The organism is Kosakonia sp. SOY2 (genome assembly GCF_027109175.1).
In the GTDB taxonomy this organism is placed as follows: domain Bacteria; phylum Pseudomonadota; class Gammaproteobacteria; order Enterobacterales; family Enterobacteriaceae; genus Kosakonia.
Map to the genome: position 1 here is coordinate 805,526 of NZ_JAPVXH010000001.1, position 17,520 is coordinate 823,045.

At 53.0% G+C, this 17,520-nt stretch carries 19 protein-coding genes; 8 read left to right on the forward strand and 11 right to left on the reverse strand.

Annotation, left to right across the window (positions count from 1 at the left end; translation table 11 throughout):
• Positions 1-2 precede the first annotated feature (2 nt).
• The 3 genes from O3S68_RS03830 to O3S68_RS03840 are packed head-to-tail and all read left to right on the forward strand — an operon-like array spanning position 3 to position 2,264.
• Positions 3-824, forward strand: a complete 822-nt coding sequence (locus O3S68_RS03830) for an amino acid ABC transporter ATP-binding protein (RefSeq protein WP_269230823.1) — start codon at positions 3-5, stop codon at positions 822-824.
• Entirely contained in the window at positions 824-1,582 is a 759-nt protein-coding gene (locus O3S68_RS03835) for an amino acid ABC transporter permease (RefSeq protein ID WP_269230824.1), read from the forward strand. The genes O3S68_RS03830 and O3S68_RS03835 overlap by 1 nt, the downstream gene beginning before the upstream one ends.
• Positions 1,572-2,264: an amino acid ABC transporter permease gene (locus O3S68_RS03840; protein ID WP_269230825.1), complete on the forward strand. Its 693-nt coding sequence runs from the start codon at positions 1,572-1,574 to the stop codon at positions 2,262-2,264. The genes O3S68_RS03835 and O3S68_RS03840 overlap by 11 nt, the downstream gene beginning before the upstream one ends.
• Here O3S68_RS03840 and O3S68_RS03845 read toward each other — a convergent pair.
• Positions 2,247-2,693, reverse strand: coding sequence for a DUF441 domain-containing protein (locus tag O3S68_RS03845; protein ID WP_020454039.1), 447 nt, complete (start codon positions 2,691-2,693; stop codon positions 2,247-2,249). The genes O3S68_RS03840 and O3S68_RS03845 overlap by 18 nt on opposite strands.
• 204 nt (positions 2,694-2,897) lie before the next feature.
• Between O3S68_RS03845 and O3S68_RS24260 the strand changes: the two genes are divergently transcribed.
• Positions 2,898-2,993, forward strand: a complete 96-nt coding sequence (locus O3S68_RS24260) for a hypothetical protein (RefSeq protein ID WP_020454038.1) — start codon at positions 2,898-2,900, stop codon at positions 2,991-2,993.
• A gap of 14 nt (positions 2,994-3,007) precedes the next feature.
• On the opposite strand, the gene O3S68_RS03850 is transcribed toward O3S68_RS24260, so the two are convergent.
• The 7 genes from O3S68_RS03850 to O3S68_RS03880 all read right to left on the reverse strand — a co-directional run bounded on the left by O3S68_RS03850 (position 3,008) and on the right by O3S68_RS03880 (position 11,728).
• Entirely contained in the window at positions 3,008-3,505 is a 498-nt protein-coding gene (locus O3S68_RS03850) for a YbaK/prolyl-tRNA synthetase associated domain-containing protein (RefSeq protein ID WP_020454037.1), read from the reverse strand.
• A gap of 398 nt (positions 3,506-3,903) precedes the next feature.
• On the reverse strand, positions 3,904-5,184 hold the full coding sequence (locus O3S68_RS03855; protein WP_020454036.1) for a YeaH/YhbH family protein: 1,281 nt from the start codon (positions 5,182-5,184) through the stop codon (positions 3,904-3,906).
• A 65-nt stretch (positions 5,185-5,249) separates the two neighbouring features.
• Positions 5,250-7,184 carry a protein kinase YeaG gene (gene yeaG, locus O3S68_RS03860; protein ID WP_020454035.1) on the reverse strand — a complete coding sequence of 645 codons (1,935 nt, stop codon included), beginning with the start codon at positions 7,182-7,184 and terminating at the stop codon, positions 5,250-5,252.
• Positions 7,185-7,675: 491 nt separating this feature from the next.
• Entirely contained in the window at positions 7,676-7,897 is a 222-nt protein-coding gene (locus O3S68_RS03865; protein ID WP_020454034.1) for an acyl carrier protein, read from the reverse strand.
• Between the two features lie 16 nt (positions 7,898-7,913).
• On the reverse strand, positions 7,914-9,347 hold the full coding sequence (locus O3S68_RS03870; RefSeq protein WP_269230826.1) for an AMP-binding protein: 1,434 nt from the start codon (positions 9,345-9,347) through the stop codon (positions 7,914-7,916).
• Positions 9,344-10,462 (reverse strand): MBOAT family O-acyltransferase, encoded by a 1,119-nt coding sequence (locus tag O3S68_RS03875; RefSeq protein ID WP_269231653.1) that lies wholly within the window; start codon positions 10,460-10,462, stop codon positions 9,344-9,346. Before O3S68_RS03875 ends, O3S68_RS03870 begins: the two co-directional genes overlap by 4 nt.
• A 126-nt stretch (positions 10,463-10,588) precedes the next feature.
• The gene (locus O3S68_RS03880) at positions 10,589-11,728 is read right to left on the reverse strand and encodes a D-alanyl-lipoteichoic acid biosynthesis protein DltD (RefSeq protein WP_269230827.1); all 1,140 of its coding nucleotides are present in this window, start codon (positions 11,726-11,728) and stop codon (positions 10,589-10,591) included.
• A 340-nt stretch (positions 11,729-12,068) separates the two neighbouring features.
• Between O3S68_RS03880 and O3S68_RS03885 the strand changes: the two genes are divergently transcribed.
• Both O3S68_RS03885 and O3S68_RS03890 read left to right on the forward strand, forming a co-directional pair.
• Complete coding sequence (locus O3S68_RS03885; protein ID WP_020454030.1) at positions 12,069-12,815, forward strand: MipA/OmpV family protein; 747 nt, start codon at positions 12,069-12,071, stop codon at positions 12,813-12,815.
• An 89-nt stretch (positions 12,816-12,904) separates the two neighbouring features.
• A complete protein-coding gene (locus O3S68_RS03890; protein WP_269230828.1) occupies positions 12,905-13,762 on the forward strand; it encodes an aldo/keto reductase in 858 nt (285 codons plus the stop codon).
• Between the two features lie 42 nt (positions 13,763-13,804).
• Here O3S68_RS03890 and O3S68_RS03895 read toward each other — a convergent pair whose 3' ends face one another.
• Positions 13,805-14,689 (reverse strand): D-hexose-6-phosphate mutarotase, encoded by an 885-nt coding sequence (locus tag O3S68_RS03895; RefSeq protein WP_269230829.1) that lies wholly within the window; start codon positions 14,687-14,689, stop codon positions 13,805-13,807.
• Between the two features lie 75 nt (positions 14,690-14,764).
• Positions 14,765-15,760 carry a glyceraldehyde-3-phosphate dehydrogenase gene (gapA, locus tag O3S68_RS03900; RefSeq protein WP_020454027.1) on the reverse strand — a complete coding sequence of 332 codons (996 nt, stop codon included), beginning with the start codon at positions 15,758-15,760 and terminating at the stop codon, positions 14,765-14,767.
• A 343-nt stretch (positions 15,761-16,103) separates the two neighbouring features.
• On the opposite strand from gapA, the gene msrB reads away from it, so the two are divergent.
• Together msrB and O3S68_RS03910 are read left to right on the forward strand one after the other, a co-directional pair.
• Positions 16,104-16,517, forward strand: coding sequence for a peptide-methionine (R)-S-oxide reductase MsrB (msrB, locus tag O3S68_RS03905; RefSeq protein ID WP_020454026.1), 414 nt, complete (start codon positions 16,104-16,106; stop codon positions 16,515-16,517).
• 38 nt (positions 16,518-16,555) lie between these two features.
• Positions 16,556-16,831, forward strand: a complete 276-nt coding sequence (locus tag O3S68_RS03910; protein ID WP_269230830.1) for a YeaC family protein — start codon at positions 16,556-16,558, stop codon at positions 16,829-16,831.
• Between the two features lie 42 nt (positions 16,832-16,873).
• Here O3S68_RS03910 and pncA read toward each other — a convergent pair whose 3' ends face one another.
• A complete protein-coding gene (gene pncA, locus O3S68_RS03915) occupies positions 16,874-17,515 on the reverse strand; it encodes a bifunctional nicotinamidase/pyrazinamidase (RefSeq protein WP_269230831.1) in 642 nt (213 codons plus the stop codon).
• Positions 17,516-17,520: the final 5 nt, after the last annotated feature.

Below are 17,520 nucleotides of genomic sequence, written 5' to 3' on the forward strand. Positions count from 1 at the left end.
CTATGCTGGCAGGTCTGTTTTCTACCTCTGTGGCGGATGCCACAGAGGTGTTGCCCGTGGCGAAAGGCACGGTGGAGTTTCGCCAGGCGAGCAAACGCTACGGCGACAACGTGGTATTAAAGTCGATTGATTTACAGGTTGCCGCCGGCGAAGTGCTGGCGGTGTGCGGGCCTTCGGGTTCCGGTAAATCAACGCTTATCCGTTTGATTAACCAACTCGAAACCCTGAGCGGCGGGGAGATCTATGTTGACGGTCAGCCGACCAGCCAACTGAAAGGGCGCCAGCTTCGCGAGTTGCGCCGCCATGTCGGTTTCGTTTTTCAGCAGTTTAATCTTTATGCCCACCTCAACGCGCTGGATAACATTACGCTGGCGTTACGCCGTATTCACGGCAAAAGCGCCGCCGAGGCGCAGGCCATCGCGCTGGCGCTACTGGCGCGCGTTGATTTGCAGGATAAAGCGCATCACTATCCTGCGCAGCTTTCCGGCGGGCAACAGCAACGCGTGGCAATCGCCCGCACGCTGGCCGCCGATCCGCATATCATTCTGTTTGATGAGCCAACCTCGGCGCTTGATCCGGAGATGATCGGCGAAGTGCTGCAGGTGATGAAATCGCTGGCGCACAGCGGCATTACGCTGATTGTGGTGACCCATGAAATGCAGTTTGCCCGTGAAATCGCCGATCGCGTGATCTTTATCGACGGGGGCGAAATCCTTGAGCAGGCAGCACCGGCGCAATTCTTTTCTGCCCCGCAGCACCCGCGCGCGCAGCGCTTCTTACAGAAAGTGCTCAACCCGCTGCACGCGGATAGCAAGGAGTTGTAATGGCGCTGCATCTCGACTGGGCGGGCGTGCTGACCGGGCAGCCCGTACAATGGATCATTTCCGGTTTTCTTACCACCATCTGGGTTACCGTCGCGGGAACCGTACTGGCGACGGTATTAACGATACTGCTGCTGGCGCTGCGTCTGGCCGGTGGCAAGGTCGGGCGAGGCGCGGTGGCGGCGTGGGTATCGCTGTTTCGCAATACGCCGCTTCTGGTGCAGCTATTGTTCTGGTATTTCGCCGCCTGGAATGTGTTGCCGCTGAGTTTCCGCCAGTACGTTAACGACGATCACGCGTTCAGCATTTTGCCGGGCGATGTCTGGTGGTTGACGCCAGAGTTTCTCTCGTCGGCCTGGGCGCTGGGGCTGTTTACCGCGGCCTTTCTGGTTGAAGAGATCCAGGCGGGTTTGCACGCGGTGCCGCGTGGACAGGTTGAAGCCGCGCAATCGCAGGGGTTTAGCCCGCTGGCGTTGTTCCGCTGGGTGCTGCTGCCGCAGGGACTACAAAATGCCTGGCAGCCGGTAGTGGGGCAGTATCTGAATCTGATGAAGCTCTCTTCGCTGGCGACCGGTATCGGGCTGGGGGAATTAACCTACCAGACCCGGCAGATCGAGAGTTTTAACGCCCACGCGCTGGAAGCGTTTGCCATCGGCAGCGCGCTCTATTTGCTGCTGGGGCTGGTGATGAGCGTGTTGTTCAACGTGCCACGTAACTGGCGGGCGCTGCGCCGTGCAGCGGAGGTGCAACATGATCGCTAACATCACCGTGATCACCGATAACCTCGATTACTTACTGTGGGGGCGAGCGGCGCAGGGCGAGCCGGGCGGGGTACTGTTATCGCTGCTGATGACCGTCGGCGCGGCGGTTCTGGCGTTTCCCGGTGGTGTGCTGCTGGCGTGCTGCGCATGGCGGTTTCGCGGCTGGCCACGCAAAGTGCTCTTTCTCTGGGCGGAGCTGATTCGCGGCATTCCGCTGATCTTCGTGATCTTCTGGCTGTGGTTTTTACTGCCCTGGTTAACCGGCGCCGATCTCCCCGGTGCGGTGACCGTGACGCTGGCGCTGGCGTGGTTTACCTCGGCGGCGGTGATGTATTCGACCCTTGCCGCGCTTGGGGCACTGCCGAAAGGGCAGTACGAAGCCGCGCTCAGTAGCGGGTTTGGCAGTGCGCAAATCCTGAGGCTGGTGCTGTTGCCGCAGGCATTACGCAACGCGTTGCCGTCGTATATCGGTTTGCTTATCGCGCTGCTGAAAGACACCTCGCTGGCGTTTATTGTCAACGTACCGGAACTGACGACAGTCGCAGGCCAGGTGAATAACCGGGTGCAGGTCTATCCTGCCGCGCTGTTTGTCTTTACCGGCCTGGTCTATTACCTGCTGTGCAGCGCGCTGGAGTTTACGGTCAAACAGTGGCAGCGGCGTCACTCACTGCCGGCCAATTAGCAGCGAAACCAACCCGGCAGCAATCAGTGGCCCGACCGGAACGCCCCGGAACAGGGCCACACCCAACACGGTGCCGACCAGTAATCCCGCCACCAGCGACGGTTGTGAACTCATCAACGTTACGCCGCGTCCGCCCAGCCACGAGACAAAAACACCAACCGCAATCGCCACCAGCGATTTCCAGTTCACAAACGAGTGCAGCAGCGTCGAGGGCGGCAATGAGCCGCTGGCGATCGGCGCCATCACGCCAATGGTGAGGATAATAATGCCAACGGTCAGCCCCTGCTTTTCAATCCACGGAAAGAAGGTATTGAGCGGGGTGATGCGTACAATGATCAACACCAGAATAGAGACCGCAACGGTGGTGTTATGGCTGACAAAACCCAGCGCCGCGAGCGCCAGCAGAATAAACAGCGTGGTATCAAACATCAGAAATTCCTTGCCAACAAAGAAACCTGTTTACTCTACGCATAAACCGGTGATGAAACAGGCTTTTTTCGTGCAGGCAGATAATTTCAGGCAGTTGCCAGAAGCGAAGGGCGGTTTTTAATCAAAAGTCAGCTGAATTGTCATCAACGATTCATAATTCAGAGATATGAATTAGGCACCGACAGGCCTTTGCGAGTTACCATCATGCCTTCAGATGTGTTGATTATCACCGCACTGTTCTTCACGCTGGCCGCCGGGCTGGTGATTTCCGTCTTGATTCTGGAAAGGAGCGGCTGGTAAGCCGCACAAGCGCGTTATTCGCGGCGAAAATCCACCAGTTCCGGCCTGGCGATGCGCAGGTAGTCGCCGGTATTCATGATCACCGATTTCTCCAGTAACCCGGCGTTAAACGCGATGTCATCAAAGCGCTGAAACAGTACCGGGTCGGCGACCAGATGCAGATCCGGGTGAAAGCTGAACGGGGGAATGGCGCCAAATACGCACGCCGTTAACGCATCCACTTCCGCCGGGCTTGCCAGCGAGGCTTTACTGCCACCAAAGTGCTGCGCTAAGCGGGAAAGGTCGGCCTGTAAGTCGGCGGCCAGAATCGCCAGCACATGCTTCTTCACTCCGTTACCTTTGATCTTACACAGCAGCGCTTTCGCGCCCTGGCCCAGCGCGGTACCGCGAATTTCACTGACGGCCTCGCATTTGCCGACGGCCTCGTGTTCAACAACGCGAAAGCGCGCGTCGTGCTGTTCAAGCAGGTTTATCAAATGCTGGTGGATGTTACGGCTGGCAATTTCAGACATATTCACTCCCGATGAAGACGTTGAAGATTAAGAATAATTCACGCACCGGGAGATGAAAATAAAAAAGCCGCCCTAAAGAGGCGGCGAAAAAATACAAGCACTACAAACAACGCTTTTTGTGTGTACTGTTAGTTTCTTTTCAAAAGGCAGCCATATGCCACCAGGCTCAAGGTGTTCACAGGATGAACTGAGCGCAACAGCACCGACGTAAACGTTATCCACGCCCGCCGTGCCACAAATGTTTCGATGGGATTACTGTGCCACATTTACGCGCAGGCAAGAGGACAAATAGCCGCTATTTTGTACGGCAATTCAGCCATTAGCCCGGCGAAATGCGGTTTTTTTACGCAGATGCGCAATAAAGAGAGGCAGCCGGAAAGGGTTCCGGCTGCGGAAGGTTAGCTGGTGGATGTCGTTTGTTTATGGAAAAGTTCGCGGAATACCGGGTAGATATCCTCCTGATCGCGAATATGCTGGATGGCGAAATTATCGAACATCGTTTGCAGGTGTTCATACTCGCGCCATAACGTCTGGTGCGCCCGGCGGGTGATCTCGATATAACTGTAGTAACGCACCACCGGCAGGATCTTCTTCGCCAGGATTTCGTGACACAGCGGTGAGTCGTCCGCCCAGTTATCGCCGTCCGACGCCTGCGCGGCGTAAATATTCCACTGCGCCGGGTCGTAACGCTCTTTTACCACTTCATCCATCAGTTTCAGCGCGCTGGAAACAATGGTGCCGCCTGTTTCCTGCGAGTAGAAGAACTCATGTTCATCCACCTCTTTCGCCTGCGTATGATGGCGGATATAGACCACCTCGACGTTTTTATAGGTTCGGCTCAGGAACAGATAGAGCAGAATGTAAAAACGCTTGGCCATATCTTTGGTCGCTTGATCCATCGAACCGGAAACGTCCATCAGGCAGAACATCACCGCCTGGCTGGAAGGTTCTGGCCGTTTTTCGTAGTTTTTGTAGCGTAAATCAAAGGTGTCGATAAACGGTACGCGCTCAATTTTTGCCCGCAGTTCGGCAATCTCTTTACGCAGACGCTCCTCTTCAAGTAATTGTGCAGGTTCGCTTTTTGCCACCGTTTCGAGGCTGCTTTCCAGTTCGCGCAGCTCACGACGTTTTCCTGCCGTCATGGCGGTGCGGCGCGCCAGCGAGTTTTGCAACGAACGCACAACGCTGATATTCGCCGGTACGCCGTTGGCGGTGTAGCCCGCGCGGTGCGTTTTGAACTCATTAAGCTGCCGTTGCTGGTTCTTTTTCAGGTTCGGCAGCGCCAGATCCTCAAACAGCAAATCGAGATACTCATCTTTGGAGATCTGGAAAACAAACTCATCCTGGCCTTCGCCGTCAGGGCTGGCTTCGCCCTGGCCGCCGCCACCACCACCACCGCCGCCTTGTGGGCGCTCGATGCGGTCATTTTGCACAAAATGATCGTTTCCCGGATGTACGCGGTGGCGCAGGCCGCCACGCCCCTGATGGAACATCGGTTCGCTGATATCTTCCGTCGGGATGGAGACGGATTCGCCATTCTCCACGTCGGTTACCGAACGCTTGTTGATCGCTTCGGAGATCGACTGCTTTATTTGCGCTTTATAACGGCGTAAAAATCGCTGGCGGTTAACCGTGCTTTTATTTTTACCGTTCAAACGCCGGTCAATGAACCAGGTCATAGTTCCCTCCCGCTGCGTATGCCAACGTTGCAACTGGCCGCGCACAGGGCGCGGCCAGCGCGTTGTTATGATGATTTACGTACACGCAGATACCATTCGCACAACAGGCGAACCTGTTTGCGGGTGTAGCCTTTCTCCATCATACGGTCGACAAAATCGTCGTGCTTTTTCTGCTCGTCGGTAGAGGTTTTGGCGTTGAACGAAATCACCGGCAACAGCTCTTCGGTGTTCGAGAACATTTTCTTCTCGATAACCGTGCGCAGTTTTTCGTAGCTGGTCCAGTTCGGGTTGCGTCCGTTGTTGTTAGCGCGGGCGCGCAGCACGAAGTTAACGATCTCATTACGGAAATCTTTCGGGTTGCTGATCCCGGCCGGTTTTTCAATTTTTTCCAGTTCCGCGTTCAGGGATTCACGGTCAAACAACTGGCCGGTATCCGGGTCGCGGTACTCCTGATCCTGGATCCAGAAATCCGCGTAGGTGACATAACGATCGAAGATGTTCTGTCCATATTCGGAATAGGATTCGAGGTAAGCGGTCTGGATCTCTTTGCCGATAAACTCGGCGTATTTCGGGATCAGATAGCCTTTCAGGAATTCCAGGTAACGTTCAGCCAGCTCCTGCGGGAACTGCTCACGTTCAATTTGTTGTTCCAGTACGTAGAACAGGTGCACCGGGTTGGCTGCCACTTCGACGTGGTCAAAGTTGAACACACGTGAGAGGATCTTAAAGGCAAAACGTGTCGACAGGCCGTTCATCCCTTCATCAACACCGGCGTAATCGCGGTATTCCTGATAGGACTTCGCTTTCGGATCGGTATCTTTCAGGCTTTCACCGTCGTAGACACGCATTTTCGAGTAGATGCTGGAGTTCTCCGGTTCTTTCAGTCGCGAAAGAATCGAGAAGCGGGCCAGCGTTTCGAGCGTTCCCGGTGCGCACGGCGCATGGGAGAGCTCACTGTGGTTGAGCAGTTTTTCGTAAATTTTCATCTCTTCAGAGATGCGCAAGCAATAAGGCACTTTGACGATGTAAACACGGTCAAGGAACGCCTCGTTGTTTTTGTTGTTACGGAACTGCACCCATTCGGATTCGTTCGAGTGGGCGAGGATGATGCCGTTAAACGGCAGGGCGGAGATGCCTTCCGTACCGTTGTAGTTGCCCTCCTGCGTGGCGGTCAGCAGTGGGTGCAGCACCTTGATCGGCGCTTTAAACATTTCGACGAACTCCATGATGCCCTGGTTCGCCCGGCACAGCGCGCCGGAGTAGCCATAGGCGTCTGGATCGTTTTGCGCGTGGTTTTCCAGTTTGCGGATATCCACTTTACCGACCAGCGCTGAAATGTCCTGGTTGTTCTCATCGCCCGGTTCTGTTTTGGCAATCGCAATCTGTTCCAGAATCGACGGCCAGACTTTTACCACGCGGAATTTGCTGATATCTCCGCCAAACTCGTGCAGGCGTTTGGCGGCCCACGGCGACATGATCGTGCCGAGATAACGGCGCGGGACGCTGTACTCTTTTTCCAGGATCTGTGCGTCTTCCTGCGGGTTAAACAGGCACAACGGGTGGTCGTTAACCGGGCTGCGCTCGCCATTGGCGCTCAACACGTAAATTGGCACCCGTTGCATTAAGGATTTCAGGCGTTCGGCCAGGGACGATTTACCCCCGCCCACCGGGCCGAGCAGATAGAGGATCTGTTTCTTCTCTTCCAGACCCTGCGCAGCGTGTTTGAGGTATGAGACGATTTGCTCAATCGCCTCTTCCATTCCATAAAATTCCTCGAACGCGGGGTAGCGTCCGATAACCCGGTTCGAAAAGAGACGGGAAAGCCGTGGCTCCTGGGCAGTGTCTACCATCACAGGTTCCCCTATGGCCATCAGCAGCCTTTCAGCAGCATTTGCATAGGCGCTGCGATCTTGCTTACAGATGGCAAGAAACTCCTGCAGAGTGAACTCTTCGTCCTTGGCAGCTTCATAACGCTGGCGATAGTGATCGAATATATTCATGGCATGCCGTCCTTTCGTAATCTGTGGGAACAGTACAGCTATCAGTTTTTCCACTTTTAGCGTCGCAAACCAACGGGATAAAAATTATGCTCCGTCCTATTTGTTATGAGCGTGTATCCAGCTTTGATCAAGTTATCGCTGAAGAAGATTCTGATGGCAGAGGGCCTTTTTTTGCCCCATATTTGGATTAAATATCTATTGAGTTAGATTTATACAGATTTTTTATATTTGATATCGGGATTCTGCATTGGAAAATGCCAACATTTTACATCAGGCGAATGTTGGTAAATTTTTACAGGATGTGCGGGATCGCAAGTATAGAAAAAGTGACGCCATCATGGTCACTTCGCCGAAGCGGAAAGATTATCGACAACAGAAGTACGCGAGCTGTGTTAAAGGATGATGACAGGCAGGATTAACAGGGCGGTTGTCGCCAGCAAAACGAAAGACGCGGTGCCAGGCGGCAATGCCCGGCACCGTAAAATGACATGTTAGCTGCGGTGCTCTTCAATGTATTGCGCGAGATCCGCTGGGGTTTTCAGCACGCTGGCGACTTCTGTTGGTGGGATCATGCAGCCGTAAACGTCCTGCACTTCCAGCACCATATCGACGGCGAGGATGGAGTCGAGAATATCGGACTCAATCAGCTCATCGTGAAAGCCCACTTTGCGGGATAAAATCTTTTCAAACAGCGCGAGAATTTCTTGTTCCATGATTTGTCCTGTGTATTCAGTTGCTGCGGGCATGGGTGTCCAGCAGTTTGCGGTCGATTTTGCCGTTAGGGTTCAGCGGCAAAGCCTCCTGGATGATGATTTGCGACGGCACCATGTATGGCGGCACCACTTGTGAAAGCGAGTGTTTAATCGCGTCCGGCGCCAGATTTGTTACGCAGAATGCCGCGATACGCAGCACGCCGCCGCCCGCTTTCATTAGCGGTAATACCACCGCTTCACGAATGCCGGACATCGCCAGCAGGCGGTTTTCAATCTCGTTAATTTCGATGCGATAACCGTTGAGCTTGATCTGGCTGTCGTTGCGGCCCTGGCAGTAAATAAGCCCATCTTCGTAGCCCAGATCACCGGTCTTGTAGCCGCGCCAGGCTTCGCCCTCACGGTGCAGCAGTTTCGCCGCATTCTCCTGCGGCAGGCCGAGATAACCGCGCATCACGTTTTTGCCCCAAATAACCAGCTCACCGTCGGCGGTAATCTCCATTCTGCTCTCTGGCATCATGGTGCCGACCGGCAGCAGATCGTTTTCGCTGGCGAGGATGTCGTCCGTGATTTCGACAACGGTAGTGGCGATAGTCGCTTCGGTCGGGCCGTAGGAGTTGAGGATTTTGGCCTGCGGGAAGCGGCGGCGAAGCTGTTTGACCAGCGCTTTGTTTAGCACTTCGCCGATAAACACAAACACGCCGAGCGCGGGCAAATAATCACTGTTGAATTGCGGGGAGAGCAGTTTCTGGTAAGCGAAAGAGGGGGTGGAAACCCAGACTGAGACCGCGTTACTTTTCAGGCGATCAAGCCAGTTTTCTGCCGCGATATCCTCTTTGGCGTTCAGCACGATATGGCCGCCGGTTGCCAGGTTTGCCAGCAATGGGATCAGTGACAGGTCAAAGCTGAACACCGCGTGATTCATCAATACCGGTACTTCCGGCAAGGCAAAATCCTGACGCACCCATTGCATAAAGTGCCACACGCTTTCACGGCCGATCTGCACGCCTTTCGGTTTACCCGTGCTGCCGGATGTGAACATGATATAGGCGAGATCCGGCTCTGCCAGCGGCTGGGCGATTTCACCGGTCGGCACAAACTGCCGGGTCGCTACGTCGTAGTAGTACGGCGCGCTGGCGAGATGGCAAATCTCTTTCAACCGTTCCTGCGGGTAGATGCAATCTACCGGAATGTAAGGAATGTTATGCAGCATACAGCTATAGATAGCGACGGCGAATTCCGCCTGCTGGTGGCCGTACAACACCACTGGCGTCGCCGGCGAAGGCTGACAGCGCTGATAGCGTTCGGCCCAGTCTGTCACCGCGCCAGAGAGCTGTTGCCAGTTAAGTGCTTCATCGCTGCCGCTTATCGCTAACTGATGCGGGCGGGCGGGATCGAGTAATGCCGCACGCAGGAAATCCTGCAGCGCCTGGAGGTCAGAGTGTAGGTTCATAGAGGTGACATTCCGCTAAAAATGTAAAGAGATGCCGCAGCGCTTGCCAGCGTTAACAGGCGTCCCAAAAAGAGGATCGTGGGGAATTGCAGCCAGCGGTTCAGCACCGGGCTACGTTTGGCTGACCACAGCAGCATGTTGTGCGCCACAGAAATGGCGCCAAACAGCGCGCCGCTAATCACATAGTGCCGTTCGAGCCCGTTCCATGCCCCCATACAAAACAGCGTGCAGAAAATACCAATATTCTGCGCCAGTGTTTTGTTCTGACGGAAAAAGTCGAGCTTCATTAAATTCATATAAATCGGCATAAACACCACATCGCGCAGCCACTCTGAAAGGCTGATGTGGAAACGACGCCAGAAATCCTGCGGATTTTTCGCCAGAATCGGCATATTAAAGTTTGCCGGAACGTTGAGGCCAAACAGACGAGCGGCACCGATGGCCATATTGCTGTAACCGGCGAAATCAAAATAGAGGTAAGCGCTGTAGGCGAGCGACATCACGACGCCGACACTTAATGTAAACGGGCGGTGGCTCCAGTCCTGGATCACCAGGTTATCGATCAGCATGGCGAATAAAAATTTCTGCACGATGCCGGTGAAAATTTGCTCTGCGGCGATGAGAAATTGCTCACGCGTGAGCGTAAACACCGGTTTATTAATATCCGTTATCCACGTCCGCCAGCGGTACATTGGACCGGCCAGAATAATAAACGGCATAAACAGGTAACAGAAGTAGTGCAAAACATTGTTGCCGTCTTTTTTATTGCGATAGAGCAAAACATCGATGGCGCGAAAGGTCATAAAAGATAAACCAATCATGCCCCAATGGTTATTCAGGTGTAATTTCACCGCAAACAAAGGCACTAATGTTAAACTTACCGCCTGCCAGGTTTTTAACCAGCCTTTCTCTTTTAAGGTAACGAGAATATAAAAGCTGATAAAAACCGTGACGGGAACGATATAGTCGCCCTGAAATATATATCCCCAGCCAAAGGCCGCCAGCACGGAAAAAGCGCATAAGTAAGTTAACCGATAGCGCAGCACGCGGTTAACCAGCGCAAATAACAACGCCGAGGAAAAGAGAAAAAAGAAAAAGGTTCCGGAGCTGTACATCATTCATTCCTCAGAACTTTTGATATTCAAAGTGCACTTTTAAATTCATGCTTTCATCAACAGAGGACCACGCGATAACGGTGACCGCCAGTAAGAGATAAAGGAAAAACAGACGAATAGCGCATTTCATCGTTTAAAACTCTCAATAATAAAGCGGTCCATCGGTACCCATGCCAGATCGGTAGGATGCAGGCGATCCCAGTTCCAGCCGTCCTGATACGGCATGGAGTACATATCAAAATAGGGGATCTGGTTTTCTTTCAGGATGGCGGTGGTTTGCGTTACCGCAGGCTGCACCAGCTCAGGGTTTTGCACCGCACGACGGTTTATCGCATCGATAATGACTACCACCTGAACGTGGTGCTCTTTCAGCAACTTAATCATGGCGCGAAACGCTTTCAACTGTTCCGGCTCAACGGGCGAATCGTCCCATACTTCTGGTTTTTCGCCGGGTTGATAAACCGTTTTGTCCATCCACAAGGTGTCTGCGCTTTCCTGGCGCGCCTCGTTCAGTTCGCGGGCGTGGGCCAGTTCATGTTCCCAGTTCGGCGTGATATCAACAGCGGGTTGTACAGGCCAGGGGCGTGCGGGTGACGCTTCAACATCCAGCAACGCCAGCCAGTCGTTTTTAATCAGTGTGCAGAAATTAGCAAATTCGTAACTGACTTCTTGCCAGATATTATCCAGATCCCAGCCAGCTATTTTCATTTGCTCAAAGGTTAAATGGCTGGTCTCTTTTTTATTGATATGGCGTAAGTAGTTGACCAGGAATGGGCGTGTTTGTTCATCCTGCATTAAAGGATTAAAAACCGGTGCCGGAAAATTATTCGCGAAAATAGCCGGAGGTACGCCGGTTGAATAAAAACTATCGGGCGCGAGCAGTAAAACGACTTTACTGTTTGCGTTAAGGTCATTCTTAAAGCGAGACAGCAGAAGAAAATGGGTGACGCTATCATCAAAACTGTCGCCAAATGCAACAACATTACGGTGTAAATCATTATTAAGGTAATTATATACAGCGTAAGGTTCATCTTCTGAGGTGGCGACTTCCGATGCGCCGATGAAAAAAATCGCATTACCCTGCAGGGCATGAGAAATAGTGGCTATCTTTTCCGCCTGTTCTTTTGCCGTACCGTCCATTGCTTTAATCAGCGGCTGGAATTTAAGCGGCGGATCAAAACGGGTCAACAGCGGATGAACGCAGAGGAACAGGATGGCGAGAAACGCCATCAGGAAATGTAGGCAGAAAGTATTTTTGATTTTCATTATAAAATTAAAACTACTTGATATTCATTTGTTTAAAATATGTTGTTTTTTAACATTACAGAGGAATTGATCTCTGTTTCCGCGACACTATATACCAGCCTTATGACAGATGATGAGCACTGCCGTGTAACGGTATGTACAGCGCGTCATTTATCACCAGAAATGGCCGAACAGGTTTAATGAACAGAGGGGGAAGTGTTTTATTGCCCCCGATGATGGCGGGCTTTTCGCCTATCGAATTTGCGTTTTTTTGTAATGTTTAGGTAAAAAAATTTGGGTAGGCTGGCGCGGGCGGTTAAACTTCTTGCGCCAATTATTTGACTACAGGAAAGAAAGGACTGTGACCAAAATCAAACTCGTGGCACTGGGCGTGCTGACCGCGTCCTGCGCTTTTGCAGCAAATGCAGAAAATACCTTTTCACTGGGCGCTGGCGTAGGCGTCGTTGAATCCCCGTATAAACAGTATGATAAACGTGTCCTGCCGGTTCCTGTTATCACCTATGAAAGTGATAATTTCTGGTTTCGCGGCTTAGGCGGCGGTTATTACCTGTGGAATGACCAGGCGGATAAACTCTCCATCACCGCGTTTTACTTCCCATGGGAGTTCAAACCAAAAGACAGTGATAATAACCAGTTGCGTCAGTTGGATCGCCGTAAAGCGACGATGATGGCGGGGCTTTCATACATTCACAATACCGAGTACGGTTTCCTGCGCACCACACTGGCGGGCGATGTGCTGGATAACAGCAACGGCGTTCTGTGGGATATCGGCTGGTTGTACAACTACAACAATGGTGCGCTGAGCGTCACGCCGGGCGTCGGTGTTGAGTGGGCCAGCGATAACCTGAACCAATACTACTACGGTGTGTCGCGCGATGAAGCGCGTCGCAGCGGGCTGAAAAGCTACGATCCGGATAATGGCTGGAGTCCCTATCTGGAGCTAACGGTCAGCTACCGTCTGACGGACAGCTGGACCGTGTACGGCACGGGCCGTTACACCCATCTGTCGGATGAGATCAAAGACAGCCCGATGGTGGATAAATCCTGGGGCGGTCTGCTGTCTACCGGGGTGACGTACCGCTTCTGATTGTGCAGTTGAATAGTGCGATCTGTGCAATAAAACAGGGCCATTGGCCCTGTTTTGCTTTACGGTGCAACGTTTAGCAGGAGGAGAATATGGCAGACAAAAAAGTGGTTTTTGCTGGCCAGGTTTCACAACCCGCCATTGGCCAGGGCACATGGTACATGGGGGAAAACACGCGACTGCGTCAGAAAGAAGTGGATGCGCTGCGCGCGGGTGTCGATCTGGGATTAACGTTGATTGATACGGCGGAAATGTACGCTGACGGCGGAGCGGAAGAAGTGGTCGGCGAAGCCTTACAGGGCGGTTTGCGTGACAAAGTGTTCCTGGTTTCCAAAGTTTATCCATGGAATGCGGGCGGCAAGAAAACCATCGAGGCTTGCGAAGCCAGCCTGCGTCGCCTGAAAACAGAGGTTCTCGATCTCTATCTGCTGCACTGGCGTGGTAACTACTCCCTCGCTGAAACCGTCGAGGTGATGGAAACGTTGATCGCGCAGGGCAAAATACGCCGCTGGGGCGTTTCAAATCTGGATCACAGCGATATGCAGGAGCTGATGCGCGTGCGCGGCGGGGACGCCTGTGCGACAAATCAGGTGCTGTATCATCTTGGTTCACGCGGCATTGAATATGATCTGCTGCCGTGGTGCCAGCAACGGGCAATGCCAGTGATGGCCTATTGTCCGCTGGCTCAGGCTGGCCGCCTGCGCGATGGTTTGCTGGAAAACAGCACGGTGCGCGAGATTGCCGCAGCTCATGGGGTGAGTGCTGCGCAAATTTTACTGGCATGGGTGATTAGCCATCAGGGCGTGATTGCCATTCCCAAGGCGTCCAGCGTAGCGCATGTGCAGGAAAATGCGGCGGCATTGAATATCACGTTAAGTAGCGAAGAGTTAATACGGCTGGACAACGCGTTCCCGGCACCAGGCCGTAAAACGCCACTCGACGTGGTGTGACAGGAGTAATAACCCTCTCCTGTCGGGAGAGGGTCGGCAGGATCAGCGTTTAACGACGCGGATAGTCTGCGCCAGGCGGGACGGCTTCTCTTCAGTGGTTTTCTGCGGCACGGTCGCGTTAACCGATTCCACACAGACAAACGTTTTGTAACCGTCATCCGGCATGTCAGTCATGCTGACGGAGAGTGCCGGGCCGGGGTTCCACGCCACGACGTTTGCGTTATGGCTGTGGATGACTTCAATGGTGCGGTTAAGCGCGCTGTCGTGGATCAGGCTGCAGGCTTCCGCATTCAGATAGACGCGGTCGGTGCGATCCGGGAACGTCTGTATACCATCGGCCAGTACATCTTCTTTCGCATCATTGACTTTGTCGATAAAGCGATCGCCAAGACCACTCACTTTTACGGCTGCGATATCACCGACATTGAAATAGGTGTGCAGCGCCGAGGTGGTTTCAAACTCACCATGAGCTTCCAGCTCCATTTCGCAGGTCGCGCCCAGTTTGTAACGGGCATACACCGTAAAGTCGTGTGGCCAGAATTTGCGCGATGCATCGCTGCTCTGCAGTTCAAAGGTCAGTACAACGCCGCTGGCGTCTTCGTTATGCGCCTTCAGCGCCCATGGCAGATTGCGCGCAAAACCATGCGCTGGCAGACCTTGCTGTTTTGCCGGGCCGAACCACGGCCAGCAGACCGGCACGCCGCCGCGCAGTGCGACGCCATTTTTAAACGGCGTGTTGCCACTCAGCCACAGGACTTCTTCTTCGCCCTGCGGTTTCCATGAGAGCAGATGTGCGCCCTGTAAGGCGAATGAACCTTTAACCTGCGGATGGTCAACGACGATAACGTCCAGCTCGTCCATTTTGCGCAGGGTGAGAGTAGGGGTAATTTGTTCGACTACCGGAAGTGCAAAAATTTTATTAATCATTAACGCAATCCTCTGTCTTCAAAACAAAAAAAGAGCGACCGAAGTCGCTCTTTCAGATCATGTTCTCATCTCAACTTATTTGGAGATGTGAGCGATCAGATCCAGAACTTTGTTGGAGTAACCAGTTTCGTTGTCGTACCAGGAAACCAGTTTCACGAAGTTGTCGTTCAGTGCAATACCAGCTTTAGCATCGAACACGGAAGTGCAAACTTCACCGTTGAAATCGGTAGAAACCACGTCGTCTTCGGTGTAACCCAGAACGCCTTTCATCGGGCCTTCAGAAGCGGCTTTGATGGCTTTCTTGATTTCTTCGTAGGACGCAGCTTTTTCCAGACGAACGGTCAGGTCAACAACAGATACGTTCGGAGTCGGAACGCGGAACGCCATACCAGTCAGTTTGCCGTTCAGTTCCGGCAGTACTTTACCTACAGCTTTAGCAGCACCGGTAGAGGACGGGATGATGTTCTGGGATGCGCCGCGGCCGCCGCGCCAGTCTTTGTGAGACGGGCCATCAACGGTTTTCTGAGTGGCGGTGGTCGCGTGAACAGTAGTCATCAGACCTTCGATGATGCCGAAGTTGTCGTTGATAACTTTTGCCAGCGGAGCCAGGCAGTTAGTGGTGCAGGAAGCGTTGGAAACGATGTCCTGGCCAGCATATTTGTCGAAGTTAGCGCCACGTACGAACATTGGGGTGTTGTCTTTGGACGGGCCAGTCAGAACAACTTTTTTCGCGCCAGCGGTGATGTGTTTACGAGCGGTTTCGTCGGTCAGGAAGATACCGGTAGCTTCAGCAACAACGTCAACGCCGATTTCGTTCCATTTCAGGTTAGCCGGGTCTTTCTCAGCAGTAACACGGATGGTTTTGCCGTTAACAACCAGGTGGCCGTCTTTCACTTCTACGGTACCGTTGAAACGACCGTGAGTGGAGTCATACTTCAGCATGTACGCCATGTAATCAGCGTCCAACAGATCGTTGATACCAACGATTTCGATGTCAGAACGTTCCTGAGCAGCACGGAAAACAATGCGACCGATACGGCCAAAACCGTTGATACCTACTTTGATAGTCATATATTCCACCAGCTATTTGTTAGTGAATAAAAGGTTGGCTGTAAAATTACAAAAACCTTACGCAGCGTCAAGCGGAATCGTGTCAATCATTGCGACAAATCAATCCTCCGCATAACCTTTGTTCGACTGACTCGCCTCACTCTTCCTTTGAGCATGCTCCCCATATAGGGGCGCCGCCCGGAATTTTAAAGGTCAGACAGGATAAAAATGTGAGATTAATCACAATTCACCGGCTGCTTTACCGCAACAAATAAGTTTAGAACAAAAGTTAACGCCGCAGTGTTAATGTTTTGTTAGAATCAGGGTGAAAAGTTGTCGAGTTTTTATCGTGAGGCGTGATCAAATGGCGCATAATTCTTCTGAAGACGACCTGAAAAAAACACTGACTGAAATGCAGTTTTACGTGACGCAGAACCATGGCACCGAGCCGCCGTTCACCGGGCGTTTTCTGCATAACAAACGCGACGGGGTTTATCACTGTCTGGTGTGCGACGCCGCGCTGTTCAATTCGCAAACCAAGTATGATTCTGGCTGCGGCTGGCCAAGTTTCTTTGAGCCGGTGAGCGAAGACGCTATTCGCTATATCAACGATTATTCGCATGGCATGCAACGCGTGGAAATCCGCTGTGGAAAATGTGATGCGCATCTGGGGCACGTCTTTCCGGATGGTCCGCAACCGACCGGCGAACGCTATTGCGTCAACTCTGCTTCCCTGAGTTTTACGGATGACGAAAACGGTGAACGATCTCAGGGTTGAAAAAACGATTCAGCAATTATTCCACGGAGTTTTCAAAGATGAATCTTGATCAAATCGTTAACAGCATGACGCCGGAGATCTACCAGCGCCTGGTAACGGCCGTTGAGTTAGGTAAATGGCCAGATGGCGTTGCGCTGACAACAGAGCAAAAAGAGAACAGTCTGCAACTGGTGATGCTGTGGCAGGCGCGCAATAACACGCAGGCGCAGCACATGACCATTGATACCAACGGCCAGATGGTGATGAAAAGTAAGCAGCAATTAAAAGAGGATTTTGGCATTTCGCCAAAGCCGATCGCGACGTTTAAATCGTAAGTCGCCATGCCGGAGGCGCAACGCCATCCGGCAGGGGCATCATCAGGCGTGCGTTTCCTGCCAGTCCGCGAGCGTATAGAGCGTCGCGCCAGCCGCTGACATCTCCATAAACGCCTGCGTGCTGTCCTGCGGATTCAGGTTCACGCCACGGCAACCGTCGGTAATGACATTCACCTCGTATCCAAGTTGTAGCGCATCCAGCACGGTAAATTTCACGCAGTAATCGGTGGCTAAACCGAGAATTACCAGTTCGCGGATGCCGTGCTGCTGCAACCAGTTGTGCAGGGCGGTTTCCTGACGATGGCCGTTATCGAAAAACGCGCTGTAACTGTCAATCAGCGGGTTTTCCCCTTTGTAAAACACCGCATCGATAGCTTTCTGGTTTAGCAACGGATGCAGCGCTGCGCCTTCGCTGTTTTGTACACAGTGATCGGGCCAAAACGTTTGGGTTAACCCGGCCAGTTCGCCAGTTGTGAACGGCGCGACGTGGTGCTGACTGGCGAAACTGCCATGTCCGGCCGGGTGCCAGTCCTGGCTTGCCACGATGGCATTGCCGCGTGTCTTACACCACGTCATCATGGCATTAGCAACATCAACCGTGCTGTCACCTTCAGCTACCGCCAGCGCGCCGCCAGCGCAAAAATCATTCTGCATATCAACCAGCAGCAGTGCGCGTTGTGTCATTCGAG

What these genes read in the sequence shown, in the direction of transcription:
- O3S68_RS03830 (WP_269230823.1), top strand. Translation starts at nt 3, where the DNA reads ATGCTGGCAGGTCTGTTTTCTACCTCTGTGGCGGATGCCACAGAGGTG.
- O3S68_RS03835 (WP_269230824.1), top strand. Translation starts at nt 824, where the DNA reads ATGGCGCTGCATCTCGACTGGGCGGGCGTGCTGACCGGGCAGCCCGTA.
- O3S68_RS03840 (WP_269230825.1), top strand. Translation starts at nt 1,572, where the DNA reads ATGATCGCTAACATCACCGTGATCACCGATAACCTCGATTACTTACTG.
- O3S68_RS03845 (WP_020454039.1), bottom strand. Translation starts at nt 2,693, where the DNA reads ATGTTTGATACCACGCTGTTTATTCTGCTGGCGCTCGCGGCGCTGGGT.
- O3S68_RS24260 (WP_020454038.1), top strand. Translation starts at nt 2,898, where the DNA reads ATGCCTTCAGATGTGTTGATTATCACCGCACTGTTCTTCACGCTGGCC.
- O3S68_RS03850 (WP_020454037.1), bottom strand. Translation starts at nt 3,505, where the DNA reads ATGTCTGAAATTGCCAGCCGTAACATCCACCAGCATTTGATAAACCTG.
- O3S68_RS03855 (WP_020454036.1), bottom strand. Translation starts at nt 5,184, where the DNA reads ATGACCTGGTTCATTGACCGGCGTTTGAACGGTAAAAATAAAAGCACG.
- yeaG (WP_020454035.1), bottom strand. Translation starts at nt 7,184, where the DNA reads ATGAATATATTCGATCACTATCGCCAGCGTTATGAAGCTGCCAAGGAC.
- O3S68_RS03865 (WP_020454034.1), bottom strand. Translation starts at nt 7,897, where the DNA reads ATGGAACAAGAAATTCTCGCGCTGTTTGAAAAGATTTTATCCCGCAAA.
- O3S68_RS03870 (WP_269230826.1), bottom strand. Translation starts at nt 9,347, where the DNA reads ATGAACCTACACTCTGACCTCCAGGCGCTGCAGGATTTCCTGCGTGCG.
- O3S68_RS03875 (WP_269231653.1), bottom strand. Translation starts at nt 10,462, where the DNA reads ATGTACAGCTCCGGAACCTTTTTCTTTTTTCTCTTTTCCTCGGCGTTG.
- O3S68_RS03880 (WP_269230827.1), bottom strand. Translation starts at nt 11,728, where the DNA reads ATGAAAATCAAAAATACTTTCTGCCTACATTTCCTGATGGCGTTTCTC.
- O3S68_RS03890 (WP_269230828.1), top strand. Translation starts at nt 12,905, where the DNA reads ATGGCAGACAAAAAAGTGGTTTTTGCTGGCCAGGTTTCACAACCCGCC.
- O3S68_RS03895 (WP_269230829.1), bottom strand. Translation starts at nt 14,689, where the DNA reads ATGATTAATAAAATTTTTGCACTTCCGGTAGTCGAACAAATTACCCCT.
- gapA (WP_020454027.1), bottom strand. Translation starts at nt 15,760, where the DNA reads ATGACTATCAAAGTAGGTATCAACGGTTTTGGCCGTATCGGTCGCATT.
- msrB (WP_020454026.1), top strand. Translation starts at nt 16,104, where the DNA reads ATGGCGCATAATTCTTCTGAAGACGACCTGAAAAAAACACTGACTGAA.
- O3S68_RS03910 (WP_269230830.1), top strand. Translation starts at nt 16,556, where the DNA reads ATGAATCTTGATCAAATCGTTAACAGCATGACGCCGGAGATCTACCAG.
- pncA (WP_269230831.1), bottom strand. Translation starts at nt 17,515, where the DNA reads ATGACACAACGCGCACTGCTGCTGGTTGATATGCAGAATGATTTTTGC.